Annotated in this window: 14 protein-coding genes; all 14 read right to left on the reverse strand. The window is 69.8% G+C overall.

Translation table 11 applies throughout. The annotated features are described in order from the left end of the window. Positions 1–56: 56 nt before the first annotated feature. The 14 genes from BDK63_RS02820 to BDK63_RS02885 all read right to left on the reverse strand — a co-directional run bounded on the left by BDK63_RS02820 (position 57) and on the right by BDK63_RS02885 (position 15,687). Positions 57–2,246, reverse strand: coding sequence for a methyl-accepting chemotaxis protein (locus tag BDK63_RS02820; protein ID WP_183329806.1), 2,190 nt, complete (start codon positions 2,244–2,246; stop codon positions 57–59). 107 nt (positions 2,247–2,353) lie between these two features. Next, positions 2,354–3,697, reverse strand: a complete 1,344-nt coding sequence (locus tag BDK63_RS02825; protein WP_343065262.1) for a methyl-accepting chemotaxis protein — start codon at positions 3,695–3,697, stop codon at positions 2,354–2,356. Between the two features lie 117 nt (positions 3,698–3,814). Beyond that, positions 3,815–5,452 carry a methyl-accepting chemotaxis protein gene (locus tag BDK63_RS02830; RefSeq protein WP_183329807.1) on the reverse strand — a complete coding sequence of 546 codons (1,638 nt, stop codon included), beginning with the start codon at positions 5,450–5,452 and terminating at the stop codon, positions 3,815–3,817. 106 nt (positions 5,453–5,558) lie between these two features. Further along, on the reverse strand, positions 5,559–6,056 hold the full coding sequence (cheW, locus tag BDK63_RS02835) for a chemotaxis protein CheW (RefSeq protein WP_183329808.1): 498 nt from the start codon (positions 6,054–6,056) through the stop codon (positions 5,559–5,561). Then, complete coding sequence (gene cheA, locus BDK63_RS02840; protein ID WP_183329809.1) at positions 6,053–8,200, reverse strand: chemotaxis protein CheA; 2,148 nt, start codon at positions 8,198–8,200, stop codon at positions 6,053–6,055. Before cheA ends, cheW begins: the two co-directional genes overlap by 4 nt. A 20-nt stretch (positions 8,201–8,220) precedes the next feature. Next, positions 8,221–9,192: a flagellar motor protein MotB gene (gene motB, locus BDK63_RS02845; protein ID WP_183329810.1), complete on the reverse strand. Its 972-nt coding sequence runs from the start codon at positions 9,190–9,192 to the stop codon at positions 8,221–8,223. Beyond that, on the reverse strand, positions 9,189–10,061 hold the full coding sequence (motA, locus tag BDK63_RS02850; RefSeq protein WP_183329811.1) for a flagellar motor stator protein MotA: 873 nt from the start codon (positions 10,059–10,061) through the stop codon (positions 9,189–9,191). The genes motB and motA overlap by 4 nt, the downstream gene beginning before the upstream one ends. Positions 10,062–10,276: 215 nt before the next feature. Continuing rightward, positions 10,277–10,843, reverse strand: a complete 567-nt coding sequence (flhC, locus tag BDK63_RS02855) for a flagellar transcriptional regulator FlhC (protein ID WP_183329812.1) — start codon at positions 10,841–10,843, stop codon at positions 10,277–10,279. Between the two features lie 3 nt (positions 10,844–10,846). Continuing rightward, positions 10,847–11,176, reverse strand: a complete 330-nt coding sequence (gene flhD, locus BDK63_RS02860; protein ID WP_183329813.1) for a flagellar transcriptional regulator FlhD — start codon at positions 11,174–11,176, stop codon at positions 10,847–10,849. A gap of 335 nt (positions 11,177–11,511) precedes the next feature. Next, positions 11,512–11,805 carry an EscU/YscU/HrcU family type III secretion system export apparatus switch protein gene (locus BDK63_RS02865; protein ID WP_183329814.1) on the reverse strand — a complete coding sequence of 98 codons (294 nt, stop codon included), beginning with the start codon at positions 11,803–11,805 and terminating at the stop codon, positions 11,512–11,514. Continuing rightward, the gene (gene fliK / locus BDK63_RS18745) at positions 11,802–13,037 is read right to left on the reverse strand and encodes a flagellar hook-length control protein FliK (RefSeq protein ID WP_183329815.1); all 1,236 of its coding nucleotides are present in this window, start codon (positions 13,035–13,037) and stop codon (positions 11,802–11,804) included. The genes BDK63_RS02865 and fliK overlap by 4 nt, the downstream gene beginning before the upstream one ends. Then, entirely contained in the window at positions 13,034–13,447 is a 414-nt protein-coding gene (locus BDK63_RS02875; protein WP_183329816.1) for a flagellar protein FliT, read from the reverse strand. The genes fliK and BDK63_RS02875 overlap by 4 nt, the downstream gene beginning before the upstream one ends. 2 nt (positions 13,448–13,449) lie before the next feature. Further along, a complete protein-coding gene (gene fliS, locus BDK63_RS02880; RefSeq protein WP_183329817.1) occupies positions 13,450–13,869 on the reverse strand; it encodes a flagellar export chaperone FliS in 420 nt (139 codons plus the stop codon). Between the two features lie 135 nt (positions 13,870–14,004). Then, on the reverse strand, positions 14,005–15,687 hold the full coding sequence (locus tag BDK63_RS02885) for an HD domain-containing phosphohydrolase (protein ID WP_183329818.1): 1,683 nt from the start codon (positions 15,685–15,687) through the stop codon (positions 14,005–14,007). Positions 15,688–15,735 lie beyond the last annotated feature (48 nt).

The following is a 15,735-nucleotide window of genomic DNA, read 5'->3' on the forward strand; positions in this document are numbered from 1 at the left end:
GGCCCCGCTGGATGACCAGCCGCCGGCGGCGAAGGCCGGCTGTTCCCTCGGCTCGCTCAAAACTCCTCCCACTCCTCGACGTCGGCGGCCGGCTGGCGCACCGGCCGTTGCGTGGCCTCGCGGGAGACCGTCGGCCGGGCCCGGGGCGACTCGGGCTGGCGCTCACCGGCCTGGCCGTCGTCCGACCCGCGCCGCTCGGCCAGGCTCGGCGCCTGCTCCATGCCCGCCCCCCGGGTGCGGAAGGCGGTCACGGCGATGGCCAGCTGCTCGGCCTGGCGCTCCAGCTCCATGGCCGCCCGGGCCGTGGCCTGGACCCGCTCGGCGTTCTGCTGGGTGACCTGGTCCATCTCGGTGATGGCCTGGTTGATCTGGATGATGCCACCGCTCTGCTCCTCGGAGGCCGAGGAGATCTCGCCCATGATGTCGTTGACCCGCGTGGTGGCGGCGACCACCGCCTCGATGGCGGACTCGGCCTGCTGTACCACCGCGGCACCGGCGCCGATCTCCTTGGACGAGCCGTCGATCAGCGCGCGGATCTCCTTGGCGGCATCGGCGCTGCGCCCCGCCAGGTTGCGCACCTCGCCGGCCACCACCGCGAAGCCGCGGCCCTGCTCGCCGGCCCTGGCCGCCTCTACCGAGGCGTTGAGGGCCAGGATGTTGGTCTGGAAGGCGATGGAGTCGATGACATCGATGATCTCCGCCATCTTCTTCGAGCTCTCGGTGATCCGCCCCATGGTGGCCACCACGTCGTGCATCAGCTCGCCGGTCTCGCGCACCCGGGTGGCGTTCTCGGTGGCCAGGCCGCTGGCCTGGCGGGCGTTGTCGGTGTTCTGCTGCACGGTGGTGGTCATCTCCTCCATGCTCGACGCCGTCTGCTGCAGCGAGGCGGCCTGCTGTTCGGTGCGCGACGAGAGATCGTCGTTGCCCACCGCGATGTCGCGGGCCGCCGGGGTCACCACCTTGATGCCCGAGTGAACGTCGCCGACGATGCTGCCCAGGCTCTTGCGCATCACGTCCAGCGCCCCCAGCAGGCGTCCCACCTCGTCGCGGCGCCGCTCGGGCACCCGGGCCGCCAGGTTTCCGGCGGCGATCTGCAGGGTGAAGTCGATGGCGTGGGTGAGCGGACGCATCACCGCCCGCAGCAGCAGGGCGCCCAGCAGCACCAGCAGCAGCAGGCCGGCGACCAGCACCCCGAGCTGCATCATCAACATCTGCTGCTGGCCCGCCTCGGCGGCCGCGGCCATGGCCTGGGCGGCACGCCGCTCGCGCTGGATCAGCGCGTTGACGGACGCGGTCAGCTCGGCCGAGGTCTCGAGGAGCTCAGGCGCGTCGTTGTTGAGGGCCATCATGGCGTCGAAGGCCTCGCCGGTGAGCGAGCCCGCCACGGGCAGCAGCCCCTCCTGCAGGTAGGTGTGCAGCGCCTCGCCGAAGGCGCGGGTCTCGGGCGCCTGGTTCACCTCCCGAGCCATGAAGTCCGCCCAGATGCCCTCTACCCGCTCGACGGTCTGCTCCAGGCCCGCCGCCAGCTCGTGGCGGATGTTGAGCAGCGCCATGCGCTCCTGGCCGGAGAGGCTCTGGGGGGCCTCGCTGACCAGCTGGCCGATCTGCTGCAGACGCACCACGTCCTCGAGGCCGTCACGGTTGAGCTCGGCCAGCCGCTCGCCGGAGGCCTGGAGGCCGAACAGCCCCATCCCGCCACTGGCCACCAGCAGCAGGGCGGCCACGCCCACCATCAGGGTGATGCGGGCACGCACGGTGCCCAGATTGATGCGCGCCAGGGCGCCGCGCAGCCCGCGGCGACGCAGGCGACCGCGCACCAGCTTGAGGTGCCGGCCCTTGCCCTCGCGGATCCGCGCATAGGCCGCCTCGGCCTGGTCGATCGCCTCGCGTGTCGCCTTGACCCGCACCGAGGCGTAGCCCACCAGGGTGCCGTCCTCGATGATCGGCGTGACGCTGGCATCCACCCAGTAGTGGTCGCCGTTCTTGCGGCGGTTCTTGACCAGGCCGCGCCAGCTCTGGCCCTCCGCCAGGGTCTCCCAGAGGTTGGCGAAGGCCTCCGGCGGCATGTCGGGATGGCGCACCAGGTTGTGGGGCGAGCCGATCAGCTCCTCGTGGGCATAGCCGCTGACCTCGACGAAGGCCGGGTTGGCATAGGTGATCCGCCCCTTGAGGTCGGTCCGCGAGATCAGGAAATGATCGTCCTTGAGCTCGTACTCGTGCCCGGTGACTGGCTGGTTATCGCGCATCGTCTGCTCCCTTTGGCGACTTTCGGCGCCGCTCTTCTGGTTGGCTTATGGGTCGGCGGCCAGCGCGGGGCCTTGCCCGGCGCTAGCCGCCACATTCGGTCCCGGGGTCAGAAGGACTCCCACTCCCGGTCGGGGTCGGCCTTTCGCGACGCGCCGTCTGTCACCGGCCGCGCGGCGGCGGCCGGCATCAGCGCCGGCATCCAGCGGGCCAGGCTGTCGCCCGGCCGCACCGCCTCCGGGGCCTCGCCGGCCCGCGGCGGCACCCGGAACCCCGCCACCGCGCCGGTCAGGCGCTCCGCCTCGGCCTCCACCTGATTGGCCACCGCGGCGGCCTGCTGCACCAGGTCCGCGTTCTGCTGGGTCACCTGATCCATCTGGGCCACCGCCAGGTTGACCTGGTCGATGCCGTGGCTCTGCTCCTGGGAGGCGGAGGCGATCTCATCCATGATGTCGCTCACCTTCTGCACGGCGGCGACGATTTCCTCCATGGTCTGGCCCGCCCGGTCGGCCCGCTGGGTGCCCGCCTCGACGCGGGCCACCGAGGCCTCGATCAGTCCGCGGATCTCCCGGGAGGCGTCCGCCGAGCGGCCGGCCAGGCTGCGCACCTCGCCGGCCACGACCGCGAAGCCGCGGCCCTGCTCGCCGGCCCGGGCCGCCTCCACCGAGGCGTTGAGCGCCAGGATGTTTGTCTGGAAGGCGATCGAGTCGATCACCTTGATGATCTCGGTGATCTGCCGGGAGCTCTGGCTGATCTCGTGCATGGTGGTGACCACCTCGCCCACCACCTGGCCGCCATCCCCGGCCGTGCGCGACGCCTCCCCGGCCAGCTGGCTGGCATGGCGGGCGTTGTCGGCGTTCTGCTTCACCGTGGAGGAGAGCTCCTCCATGCTGGAGGCGGTCTCCTGCAGCGCCGCCGCCTGCTGCTCGGTGCGCGCCGAGAGGTCGTTGTTGCCGTTGGCGATATGCTGGGAGCCCTGGTAGATGGCATCGCTACTGCGTCGCACCGTTCCCACCGTGTGCGACAGGCTCTGCTGCATGGTCTCGACCGCCGCGTAGAGCCAGCCGATCTCGTTGTTGCCCAGGTGCTCGATGGGCACCGAGAGGTCCCCCTTGGCCATGGTGTCGAAGTGGGTCACCACCCGCGACAGCGGCCGCAGCACGTTGACGGTGACACCCCAGACCACCGCCAGGGTGGTCAGCACCGCCGCCGCCAGCACGCCGAGGATGGCGAGCCGCAGGGTGGCGGAGAGCTCGGCGAAGGCCTGCTGGTGCCGGGCGCCAGCCTCGCCGGCATGGGGGGCGAGCTCGGCCATGGCCGCGCCGGATTGACCCAGGACATGGAGCCCCAGGAAGCTGAGGATCAGGATCAGCACGAAGAAGGTGCCCAGTACCAGGAACCAGCTCAGCCGCACCGTCATGTTGTCGAAGATCCGCTTGATCAGTCGCTTCACGCTGCCACCTTGTGTCTGCTGCGAGCGGGCCGGAGCCGCCCGTCATGTTCCGGGAGGGGCGGCATCTGTCGGCCGGCTCTCCTCCCCTGGCGCCAGGGGGCGTCGGGTGCCGCCGGTTCAGCTCTCGGCCAGCGCCGGTTGCCGCTGCGGCGCCGGAAGTACCGCGTGAGACTCGGGCTCGGCTGAGGCCGAGGCGGCCGGCCGCGCCGCCTCGCCGCCGGTCCGGAAGCGCAGCACGTGATCGCGCAGGCGGTGGCTCTGGGTGGCCAGGCGCTGGGAGGCCAGGGTGTGCTCCTCGACCAGGCCAGCGTTCTGCTGGGTCATGCGATCCATCTGCGACACGGCGTCGTTGACCTGCTCGATGCCGTGGCTCTGCTCCCGGGAGGCCGCGGAGATATCGCCGACCAGGGTGCTGAGCTGGGTGATCTCCCGGGCGATGCCGGCAATGATCTCGCCGGCCTCCTCCACCCGCCGGCTGCCCTCCTCCACCTGGCCGCCGGAGGTCTCGATGAGCCCCTTGATCTCCCGGGCGGCATCGGCGCTGCGGCTGGCGAGCTTGCGCACCTCCTCGGCCACCACCGCGAAGCCGCGGCCGTGCTCGCCGGCGCGGGCCGCCTCGACGGAGGCATTGAGCGCCAGGATGTTGGTCTGGAAAGCGATGGCGTCGATGGTGTCGACGATGGTGATCATCTGGGTGGCGCTCTCGTTGATCGCCGCCATGGAGGCCTCCACGCCGCTCATCGCCTCGCGGCCCCGCTCGGCGCTGCTGGCCGAGCTGCCGGCCAGCTCGCGGGCCTGGTCGCTGTGCTCGGCGTTCTGCTTCACGGTGGCGGTGAGCTGCTCCATGCTCGAGGCGGTCTCGGCCAGGGAGGCCGCCTGCTGCTCGGTGCGCGTGGCCAGCTCGTCGTTGCCGGCGCTGAGCTCGTCCACGGCCTCCCCCAGCTCGTCGGCGCTGCGGTGGATGTCGCCGATGGTGGCCGCCAGGGTGGCGCGCATCCGGTCGATGTCGTGCAGCAGGCTCTCGCCCTCGGCGCGGCCGAGCCTGACATCGCGGGTCAGGTCGCCGTCGGCGATATGGCGCACCACCTCCGCCGCATAGCGCGGATCGCCGCCCAGGCGGCGGGAGATATCGCGGATCACCAGGCCCATCAGCAGCGTCAGCGGCAGGCCCACCGCCAGCAGCGACAGCAGGTTGCCGATCAGCGACTCCAGGAAGGCCGCGTCGATGTCGTCGATGTAGACCCCGGTGCCGACCACCCAGCCCCAGGGCGCGTAGTAGCCGTGGAAGGAGGACTTCTCGGCCAGCCCCCCCTGTTCCTCGTGGGCCCAGAGATAGTCGACGAAGCCGTCGTCCTGGTGCACCGACTCCACGAACTCGCGGAACAGGTAACGCCCCTCCTCGTTCTGGAAGTCGCCGACGAAGGTGCCCACCGGCAGGCGCGGGTGGGCCAGCAGCTCATAGGCCTCGTTGAAGATATAGATGTAGCCGCGACCCTGGTCGTAGGTCATGTCGCGCACCATGGCGGCCGCCACGCTCCTGGCCTCGGCCTCGTCCAGCTCGCCATCGGCCATCCGCTCGGCCTGGCCGGCGATGGCGTTCATCGCCATGTCGATGCTGTCACCCAGCGCCGCCTTGCGTTCGGCCAGCATGGTCTGGCGGTTTTCCCAGGCCCCCCAGCCGACCAGCAGCAGCATGGCCAGCCAGATTACCCCCAAAAGCCCCCAGAGCTTCTTCGTCGTCGACAGTCCCTGCATGCGTCCCTCGGTCTTGCTTGTTATTGATAACGAGTGTTGGTGATGAATGTTCTATCGGCGGCCGCCGGGTCTACTTGAGCCCGGCGGCCGGCAACGCGACCCGGCGTCAGTCCGAGGCCTTCTCCACCAGCGCCATCTCCTCGCTGGTCAGCAGCTTGTCGATGTCCACCAGTACCAGCATGCGGTCGTCCAGGCTGCCCAGGCCGCTGAGGAAGTCGGAGGAGAGGGTCACCCCGAATTCCGGCGCCGGCTTGATCTGCTCCGGGGTGAGGGTCATGACGTCGGAGACGCCATCCACCACGATGCCGACGACGCGGTCGGCCACGTTGACCACGATCACCACCGTCTGGCCGCCGTACTCCACCCGCTCGAGGTGGAACTTGATGCGCAGGTCGACGATGGGCACGATCACGCCGCGCAGGTTGGTCACCCCCTTGATGAAGTCCGGCGCATTGGCGATGCGGGTGACGTTCTCGTAGCCGCGGATCTCCTGGACCTTGAGGATGTCGATGGCGTACTCCTCGTCCCCCAGGGAGAACACCAGGAACTCGCGGTTCTGGGCTTCGGCAGCCGCCATGGCGGCATTGGCATTCAGGCTGGTCATTGGCTGTCTCCTTCCACACGGAAGAGCTGGTCATCGTTGGCAGGCGCGCGGCTCGGGCGGCGCGCCTCCCGCTTGGTTCGGTCCAGGCGATGCAGGCCGGCGATATCCAGGATCAGCGCCACGCTGCCATCGCCGAGAATGGTCGCCGCGGAGATGCCGGGGACCTTGCGATAGTTGGTCTCGAGGTTCTTCACCACCACCTGCTGCTGGCCGACCAGGTCGTCCACCAGCAACGCATAGCGACGCCCCTCGCCCTGCACGATCACGGCGATGGTCTCGGTGAGCTCGGTGCGCGCCCCCTGGACGTCCAGCGCCTCGTGGACGGCCACCACCGGCAGGTACTCGTCCCGCACCTTGAGCACCACATCGTCGCCGGCCATGGAGTAGAGGTCCTCGCGGGCCGGCTGCAGCGACTCCAGCACCGTGGAGAGCGGCAGAATGAAGACCTCCTGGCCCACCTTGATCAGCATGCCGTCGAGGATCGCCAGGGTCAGCGGCAGCACGATGCGGATCGTCGTCCCCTCGCCCCGGCGCGACATGATCTGCACGTGGCCGCCCATCCCCTGGATGTTGCGCTTGACCACATCCATGCCCACGCCGCGACCGGAGACATCGGTCACCGCCTTGGCGGTGGAGAACCCCGGGGCGAAGATCAGCTGCCACACCTCGTCGTCGCTCATGGTGTCGGAGACCGGCAGGCCGCTCTCCCGCGCCTTGGCCAGCAGCCGGTCGCGATCGAGGCCGGCGCCGTCGTCGATGACTTCGATGAGGATGTTGCCGCCCTGGTGGCGGGCCGAGAGGGTCAGCCGACCGGTGCGCGGCTTGCCCTGGGCCTCGCGCTCCTCGGGCGGCTCGATACCGTGGTCGAGGCTGTTGCGCACCAGGTGGGTCAGCGGGTCGATGATCCGCTCGGTCAGACTCTTGTCGAGTTCGGTGGACTCCCCTTCGGTGACCAGCTCGATCTCCTTGCCGAGCTTGGCCGAGGTCTCGCGCACCACCCGCGGGAAGCGGCTGAAGACGAAGTCCATGGGAATCATGCGGATCGACATCACCGCTTCCTGGAGGTCCCGGGCGTTGCGCTGCAGCAGGCTCATGCCGTTGAGCAGCGAGCCGTTGCCCACGCCACCCAGCTCGCTCACGGTCTGGTCGAGCATCGACTGGGTGATGATCAGCTCGCCCACCAGGTTGATGATCTGGTCGACCTTGTCCACCGAGACGCGGATCGAGGTGGACTCGGCGCTGCCCTTGGAGGCGGGCTTGGCGCGGGGCGCCGCCTTGGGCCTGTCGGAAGCCGGCGGCGCGGCACTGGCCTCGGCGGGTGCCGGGGCCGACTCGACGGCGGCCGACGGAGCGCTCGCCTCGGGAGCGGCGGTCGGCTCGGCCGGGGCGCTAGGCTCGGCGCTCGCCGGCTTGACCTCCACCTGCTCCGGTTCGGCGATGAAGCACATCACCGCCTCGATATCGTCGGCGCTGGCGGTGGTCGCCAGCACCACCTCGTAGCGGGCCTGGTCACCGGATTGGCAGCGGATCTCGCCCAGCTGCTCCAGCTCCTCGACCAGCAGCTGACGGTCGTCGTCGCTGACGCCCAGCAGCGCCACGACCAGGGCACCGCCTTCGGCGTCCGCGACAGGCGCCGGTGCCGCGCCGGCGGTATCGGGAACCGCCTCGTCCTGGGCGGTGGAACGGGAGGCCGTCCCGCTTTCCGCCGTTTCCGGCTTGGTCTCCCTGGGCGCCGGCGCCCCCTCCAGCCCCTGGCCGATCTCCTCCAGTGCCAGCTGCTGGAGGGTCTGGCAGATGCGCTCGAAGGCGGCCTGGTCGGGCTCGTCGCCGTTGCGGTAGGCGTCCAGCTGGTCGTTGAGCATGTCCTTGGTTTCCAGGAAGGTATCGACGATATCCCGGCGCAGGGTCAGCTCGCCCTTGCGGGTGTGGTCGAGCAGGTTCTCGAACAGGTGGGTGGTCTTCTGCAGCACGTCGAAGCCGAAGGTCCCGGCGCCGCCCTTGATGGAGTGGGCGGCGCGGAAGATGGCGTTGAGCTGCTCGGCATCGGGCGCCTCGACGTCCAGCTCGAGGAGGTGGCGCTCCATGTCGGCGAGCAGCTCCTCGGCCTCTTCGAAGAAGGTGTCGTAGAAATCGGTGATATCCATCCGCACATCCTGCTCGTGAATTAGAGGTTGGCCTCGGGGGCCGCCTCTCCGCCGAGGGCCTGGCGCAGGCTCTCGGCAAACGCCTCCACCGGTGCCAGGTCGACGTCGCCGCCCCCGAGCCTGGCCGCGGGCGAGGGCATGCCCGGCCCGTCCAGCAGCGCCGGGCGGCGAATCTGCTCGCTGACATCGGGGAACAGCACCAGCAGCTCGATGCGCCGGTTGGCCGGGTCCATGGGCTCGCGCTCGGGCAGCGTCACCCGGTCGGCGAAGCCCGAGACCCGCAGCAGCTTCGCCGAGTCAAGGCCGCCGGCCACCAGCTCTCGCCGGGAGGCGTTGGCCCGGTCGCTGGAGAGCTCCCAGTTGCTGTAGCCCCGATAGCCCCCGGCGTAGGGCATGCTGTCGGTGTGGCCACCGATGCTCAGGTCGTTATCCAGCTCGTTGAGCAGCGGCGCCATGGTCCGCAAGAGGTTGCGCATGTAGGGGGCGACCCGGTCGCTGCCCACGTCGAACATCGGCCGCTGCTCGGTATCCAGCAGCTGGATGCGCAGTCCCTCCCGGGTCATGTCGAAGCGCAGCTGGCTGCGCAGGTGCCGCAGCTCGGGGTCCTCCTGGATCGCCGACTCGATGCGCCGCTGCAGGTCCATGAAGAAGTTGCGCTGCACCTCGCTGGGCCGGGTCTGGGTGCGCATGTCGATCCGCGCCCGCTCGCCCTCGGAGTGCACCGGGTCCGGTCCGCCGCCGGGAATCACGCTGCTGGTCTGGGCGCTGCCGTCACCGCCGGTGATGGCCGTGACCAGCGGGGTGCGGAAGTACTCCGCCACCCCCTCGCGCTGCTCGGGGCTTGCCGCCGAGAGGATCCACATCACCAGGAACAGCGCCATCAGGGCGGTCATGAAGTCGGCCAGGGCGATCTTCCAGCTCCCCCCGTGGTGCTGGTGGACGACCTTCTTGCGCCGGATGATGATCGGGCGCCGCTCGCCTGCCGCGCTCATGCGCTACCCGGGCCCGACTTGGCGTTGCGCACGTACTCCTCGAGCTCGCTGAACCCGGGACGATCGGCGCTGTGCAGGGCCTTGCGGCCGAACTCCACCGCCAGCTGCGGCGCATAGCCGTGCAGGCTGGCCAGCAGGGTGACCCGCATGCACTGCAGCACCTTCTCGGCCTCCTTGGCCTGGCGCTCGATGCGGCTGGCCAGGGGGTTGATGAAGCCGTAGCCCATCAGGATGCCCAGGAAGGTGCCGACCAGGGCGTGGGCGATCATCTGGCCCATCTCGTCGGGGCCGGCATCGGCGGTGCTCAGCGCCTTCACCACCCCCAGCACCGCCGCGACGATGCCGAAGGCCGGCATGGCATCGCCCACCTTGGCGATGGCGTCGGCCGGGATATGCGCCTCGGCCTCGAAGGCCTCGATCTCGTGGAGCATCAGCTCGTCGAGCTCCATGGGCTCCATGCTGCCGCTCACCATCAGGCGCAGGTAGTCGGTGAGGAAGTTCATGATCATCGGGTCGGAGAGCACCTGGGGGTGCTCGCTGAACAGGGCGCTCTCCTGGGGATTGTCGATGTCCCGCTCGATGCCCAGCATGCCCTCGCGGCGAATCTTGGCCAGCAGCTTGTACTGCAGGGCCATCAGCTCCATGTAGAGCGCCTTGTCGTACTTGGCGGAGCGCCGCAGGCGGGGAAAGATGCGGAAGGTCGCCTTGATCGCCTTGCCGTTGTTGGCGGCGATGAAGGCACCGATGCCCGCGCCACCGATCATCAGGAGCTCGGTGGGCTGGAAGATCGGCCCCAGGCTGCCGCCGGCCAGCACGAAGCCGCCGAACACGCAGAGGATGACGACGATATATCCAAGGGGTATCAGCACAGCCGGAATCCTTTGCTCACCAAGTGTCACCTGATCCGCGAGCCGTGCTAACTGGCCCGCGATCGTGTCCCGGCACGCCGGCCCGGCAGGGCCACCACGACGGGGACGTCACTGTGGGTATCGGCCGCCCCCGGGCAGACTTGAGGGAAGAGAGCTCAGAAAAAGACGGCGCCCCGAGAAGGGGCGCCGGTCGGGGAAGTGACTCCGCGGTGACGTCAGCAGGCGCGGCGTCTCGCGGCCTGCCGGGAGGCAACGGCCTCCTGCTGGCGCTTGCGGGTCTTGCCGGCCCGGGAGGGGGGCTGGCAGATGCCGCACACGTAGTCGTGGGCGGGGCTGTGGGCGTGGGCGACGAACTGGCCGCCACAGCGGGTGCAGCCGGAAAGCTGCAGCAGGTCGCTCTCGAAGAAGCGCACCAGGGTCCAGGCCCGAGTCAGGCCCAGCACGGTCTCGGCACCGTCGAGCTGGACCTGTTCCTGGTAGAGCCGGAAGGCCCGCACGAAGGCCTCCATTCGCTCGCAGCCGTGATCCTCCCGCAGGCGCAGGTAGATGTTGTAGAACAGCGAGGAGTGGATATTCGGCAGCCAGGTGATGAACCAGTCGGCCGAGAAGGGCAGCATCCCCTTGGGCGGGGACATGCCGCGCACCTCCTTGTAGAGCTTGATCAGCTTGGCACGGCTGATCTCGGTCTCGGTCTCCAGCACCTGGAGCCGGGCCCCCAGTTCGATGAGGTCGATGGCCAGCTGGACCTGCTGCATCTCGCTTACCAGACTCTTCTGCGACATGGCTCAGGCCCCCTCGGCGGCAGACAGCGCACCCGCGCGGGAGGCCATCAGCAGCGATGCATGGAAGCGGCCCAGCCCCTGGTCGCGGGGGTTCTCGGTCACCTGGCGAAGCCGGTCGGCGCTGTCGTGGCCGAAATGGCAGAGCAGCTGGTTGGTCCGTGCCAGGCGGGCCAGCTGTCGGGCCCCCAGGGTCAGCAGCAGGTCCGCCATCTCGTCGTCGATCTTGAGGCGAAACATCGCCGAGACGCGATCGCTGTGGAGCATCCGCTGGGCCAGCAGCAGATAGGCGAGATTGATTTCCTCGATCTCGTCCAGGAGGTCAATATTTTGCATGGTTCCCTAACGCCAAGTTGTAGGCTGCGCGACAATGCGCCGCACACAGCATTCTTCTTGTCGCCCGACTCGGCCGATCCGGCTCGAGCAGGCTTGACGGTTCCCGACGTCTCTCTGGACGACTTGGTCAGAATGTGAACGATTGTGGGGGAATGCGGGGGCGATGCAACTCACCCGAAAGTGGTAGGCGTAAGCAAGGAAGGTGACCCAGGTCATATTAAAAAAAAAGAATGAGAGAAATCATCCTTCTATGATGAAGCAGATCATCATGTGTCACGAAAGAGACAAAGCATGCTTTGGACTTTTACTCTACGACAACTAAATTTTACATGATGTTACTCAACTCGAGACCCCTCCTCCGACTGCTCGGCGATCTCGCGCACCCAGACCAGCAGCTCGGCGATCACCTGGTAGAGGGTCGGGGGAATGCGCTCGTCCAGGTCCAGCCCCATCAGCAGGCCAACGAGCTCGGGGGCATCGTGCACGTGAATGCCCTGGCGACGCGCCTCGGCCATGATGCGCTCGGCGATCTCGCCGTAGCCCTTGGCCACCACCCGGGGGGCATCGTCGCCGTCGCGGTAGGCCAGGGCCACCGCGCGGCGCCGCTGCTCGGGCGTCCTGTCGCTCACGGCCCTTCCTCCGCAGTCCTGATCCGCACATGGACCTCGGCCAGGCCACAGGCCTCGAGGCGCGCCTGGAGCCTCTCCACACCCCGGGCCAGCTCATCCCGAACGGCCGCCTCGGCGGCGGTGAGGTCCAGGTCCAGCCGCGGCTCGCGCAGCCACAGGCTGACCCCCACCTCGCCCAGCCCGGCCACCCGGAGGGTCATCTCGGAGCGCCACCCCTGGCGCTCCCGCTCCTCGCCCTCGTCCTGCTCCTCCCGCCCCGGCTCGCCCTGCTCGCCTGGAGGAAGGTGCATGACCAGCGCCATGAAGAGCCCGGTCCAGACATCGCCCTCCCAGCGCAGCACCGGCGTGACCAGGAGTTCCAGCTGATGGCGCACGATGCCCTGAAGGCTTTCCTGGACGGGGTCACGCACCGGCCGGGCCGCCGACTCCAGGCCGCCAGCGGCTGACTGGGCAGAGGCCGCCACCTCGCGGCCCTCCGCCACCGGGGCGGTGGCCGCAGGCACCGGGCTGGCCGGAGCGGCAGCGCCCGCGGGGGCGCCGGAGGCCGGCGGGGCACCCGCTGCCAATGACGGCGCTGCCGCGGCGGCCGGCTGACTGGCCGGGCGCTCCGCCCCCGCCATGCCGCCCCGAGCCGCCTCGCTCGCCGGCAAGGGCAGCGGCAGCTGCAAGGGCGACGCCGCCTGGCCACCGACGGGCGCCGGGGCCGGCGTGAAGGCCTGGGTGCGCCACATCTGGGGCTCGCGCAGCAGCTGGTCGCGGGGCATCTCGCCGCGGTACCAGCGCGCCAGGTGAGACTCGTAGAAGAGGCCGCTGTCGCGCACGCTGCCCTGCAGCCGCTCGGCCAGCTGGCCCGCCGCCGGCGCCTCGCCGGGTAACACCAGCGGCTGTGCCGGCTGAACCGAGGAGGGCGGCGCCGGAAAGCGCAGCAGCACATCGGCGATGGAGCGGGCGGAGGGCGTGAAGTGGATCTGGGTGGAGGCCGGCGGGGCATCGCCGGCAGGGCGAACCGCGGCCGGCGCCTGGCCGGGCTCGCGCTGGGGTCGCGCGGCCTCGGGCACCAGCGGGGAGCGGGCACGGGCATCGAGCCGCGAGTCGCTGTGCAGGGCCCGGGGGGCATCGGCGGGAGAGACCGGACGGACCGGCTCGTTGAGTTCACGGGGCGGCGGGGTATCCACCCGCTTGCCCAGCACCTGGTGCAGCAGGGTATCGATGAGAGGGTTGATCCCGCTCACGGCACCTTCTTGGCGAAGCGCTGCTCGGCCTGGATGGTGGTCGCCCCGCCCTGCTGCGGGCCATAGGCCCGGGAGAGGGCGAGCTGCTTGCGCGAGCTGCCGATCAGGCGATCCAGCTCGTCACGACGCTCGATCAGGCGCTGACGGATCTCGAGGTCCTGCTCCAGGATCCGCTCCAGCAGCGCGGCCTTGCGGGCGGCACGGCGGTCATCCAGTGGCTGCTCGGCATCCAGCCGGCTGAGCCGCTCCACCTGCACCACGTACTGGGTCTCCTGGTCCACCAGGCCGTCCCAGTCGGCGGCACGCACCGTGGCGAGCATCCGCGTGGAGCGCTCGAGAAGCGACTCGTAGGCGCCCACCAGCACGTCCTGGCGGGTGCAATCATCCCGCGGCGGTACCTGAGCCGGCATGGTCACTCCCTGCCCGCCTGGCTGCCGATCTCGCGCCAGGCCGAGGCCACGTCCTCGAGCAGCGCCTCGGCCTGGTCCAGGCTCTTCTCGTCGCTGTGCAGGTTGGCGGCCAGCAGCAGGCGGGAGATGTAGTCGTAGAGGGAGGCCAGGCGAGAGGCCACCTCCCCGCCCTTCTCCTCGTCCAGGGCGGCCATCAGGCCGTTGTTGACGATGTCCAGCGCCTTGGAGATCGCCTTCCCCTTCTCGGCAACGTTGCCCGACTGCATATGGATGCGGGCGGCACGCATCGAGGCCAGGGCGCCATCGAAGAGCATCACGATCAACTGGTGGGGGCTCGCGGACATGACGCCGCTCTCGACCCCGACCCGGGCATAGGCGCCGGCCCCTCGCTTGTAGGCCGCAGCCCCGGAATAACTGCTCATGGAAGGCTCCTTGTGAATCCTGACGATTCTGACAGGCGAGGCAAATGATGTTTCCGTGAATAGCCTGCCCGTTGCGGGTTATTTCCTGTTATCGGCGCCGGCAAATGGGACTTGAGGCGCCGGCATGGGGTTTCGTCACACGGAAACCGGAATCTCCTCGACGGGGGAGCCGAGTGCCGCCAGCCGCTCGCCCCGCAGCACTTCGCCCAGGGCCTCGCCCGGTGGCTCGATCGTGTCGGTCAGCTGCACCTGGACGGGGCGTCCCTGGCCGTCCAGCCGCTGGACCCACCCCAGCTCCCCGCCCGGGAAGCGCACCAGCGAGCCGATGGGCAGCAGGCCGAAGTACTTGATGTAGCGCTTCACCCAGCGCTGATCGAAGCGCTCGGGATGGCTGAGCAGATGGCGATAGGCCTCCGCCACCCGCCAGGCGGGCCGGTCGGCGCGATCGCGGCGCATGGCCTCCAGGGCGTCCACCACGGCGGCCAGGCGGGCCAGCTCACCCAGCCCCTCCCCCGCCACGCCCTCGGGGTAGCCGCTGCCGTCGAGCCGCTCGTTGATGCGCACCACCACCGCCTCGACCACGCTGGCGGCCAACCACTGGCAGTGCGTCAGCCGCGGCGTCAGCAGCGCCACGTGGGTCTGCAGCTCGGCCCGCTGGTCGTCATCGAGGGCGGTCGCCTCCAGCAGCCCTTCCGGCAGCAGTGCCTTGCCCAGGTCATGCACCATGGCGCAGGCCACCAGCGCCTTGCGCACGTCGCGCGGCATGCTGCCCACCGCGGCCAGGTCGAGCAGGTGCACGGCCACCCCCAGCCCGTGCCGCACCAGCAGCGGCTCGTGGCGCAGGCAGCGCGTGGCAAAGAGCAGCGCCTCGCGATCCTCGTCGTGCAGGGCCAGCAGCCGGTCGGCATGGCGGGAGAGCTGCACCGAATCGAGCGAGCGCCCCTCCTGAAGCTCCAGCAGCTGGGCATCCAGGTAGCCGGCCACCCGGGCCAGCCGCCGGGCCATGGGCGTGGCGTAGGGCTGCACATTGCGTCGGCTCACCGGCGCCTGGGCGGCGGCATCGTTCTGGAACAGCAGCGAGGGCAGCAGCGAGACATCGGTAACGTTGGCCTGCCGCGCCGCCTCGCGCTCGATCTCCCGCACGAAGTGCCACAGCTGCCGCTCCTGGTCCCCGCTGGTGCCCGCGAACTGGAAGCCGGCGCGCACCGACTGCCGCTCGGCATCCGTCACGTGGTGGCGAGGGTTGCCCCGCACCACGAAGCGGGTGCCGTTGGGAAAGCACAGCTCGATCTCCAGAGGGAGCGGCGACGCCAGCCGGCTGGCCGCGGCCAGGGGCAGCTCCAGCTGGCACCCCTCCAGCGACAGGTCCTTGAGGTCCCCCTGCACCGGGGGCTCGTCACCGCTGACACGCAGGATGGCGCCCACCTCCATGCCCAGCCGCAGCCTGGCGCGGAAGGATTCGCGCCGCTGCAGCACCTCGAGGCTGGTGGGGTAGGGGCAGCGGCAGAGCATCCGACCGCCCGCTTCATGGCACGCCTCCATGGCGAGCGGCGGCGTGCGCAGGATCTGGTCACGGGACTGCCCCAGCAGCCGGAACTCGGCCCCGCGCCTGAGCTCGCCGGCTACCTCGCGGATGGCGCTGATATCCAGCGTCAGGTGCTCGCCGGGCACCTGCTCGGTCACCAGCACCGGCATCGGCTTGCTGCCGTCGGCGTCGAACTGCAGCGAGGCCCCGCCCGGCTGGCTCAGGCTCTCCAGCAGGGCTTCCATGTCGGCGGGTGCGGTGACCCGGTTGTACTGTTCCTGCGCGTCTGTCATCCCTGCCTCTTGCACCCTTAGACGATCCACCAAAGGGAAATGGGTCTG

The organism is Halomonas campaniensis (genome assembly GCF_014193375.1).
GTDB lineage: Bacteria > Pseudomonadota > Gammaproteobacteria > Pseudomonadales > Halomonadaceae > Halomonas > Halomonas campaniensis.

Excerpts from the sequence above, each read along its gene's own strand:
- fliS (WP_183329817.1), bottom strand. The coding sequence starts at position 13,869 with ATGAGCAGTTATTCCGGGGCTGCGGCCTACAAGCGAGGGGCCGGCGCC.
- BDK63_RS02875 (WP_183329816.1), bottom strand. The coding sequence starts at position 13,447 with ATGCCGGCTCAGGTACCGCCGCGGGATGATTGCACCCGCCAGGACGTG.
- flhD (WP_183329813.1), bottom strand. The coding sequence starts at position 11,176 with ATGCAAAATATTGACCTCCTGGACGAGATCGAGGAAATCAATCTCGCC.
- BDK63_RS02830 (WP_183329807.1), bottom strand. The coding sequence starts at position 5,452 with ATGCAGGGACTGTCGACGACGAAGAAGCTCTGGGGGCTTTTGGGGGTA.
- flhC (WP_183329812.1), bottom strand. The coding sequence starts at position 10,843 with ATGTCGCAGAAGAGTCTGGTAAGCGAGATGCAGCAGGTCCAGCTGGCC.
- cheW (WP_183329808.1), bottom strand. The coding sequence starts at position 6,056 with ATGACCAGCCTGAATGCCAATGCCGCCATGGCGGCTGCCGAAGCCCAG.
- BDK63_RS02820 (WP_183329806.1), bottom strand. The coding sequence starts at position 2,246 with ATGCGCGATAACCAGCCAGTCACCGGGCACGAGTACGAGCTCAAGGAC.
- BDK63_RS02885 (WP_183329818.1), bottom strand. The coding sequence starts at position 15,687 with ATGACAGACGCGCAGGAACAGTACAACCGGGTCACCGCACCCGCCGAC.
- cheA (WP_183329809.1), bottom strand. The coding sequence starts at position 8,200 with ATGGATATCACCGATTTCTACGACACCTTCTTCGAAGAGGCCGAGGAG.
- motB (WP_183329810.1), bottom strand. The coding sequence starts at position 9,192 with ATGAGCGCGGCAGGCGAGCGGCGCCCGATCATCATCCGGCGCAAGAAG.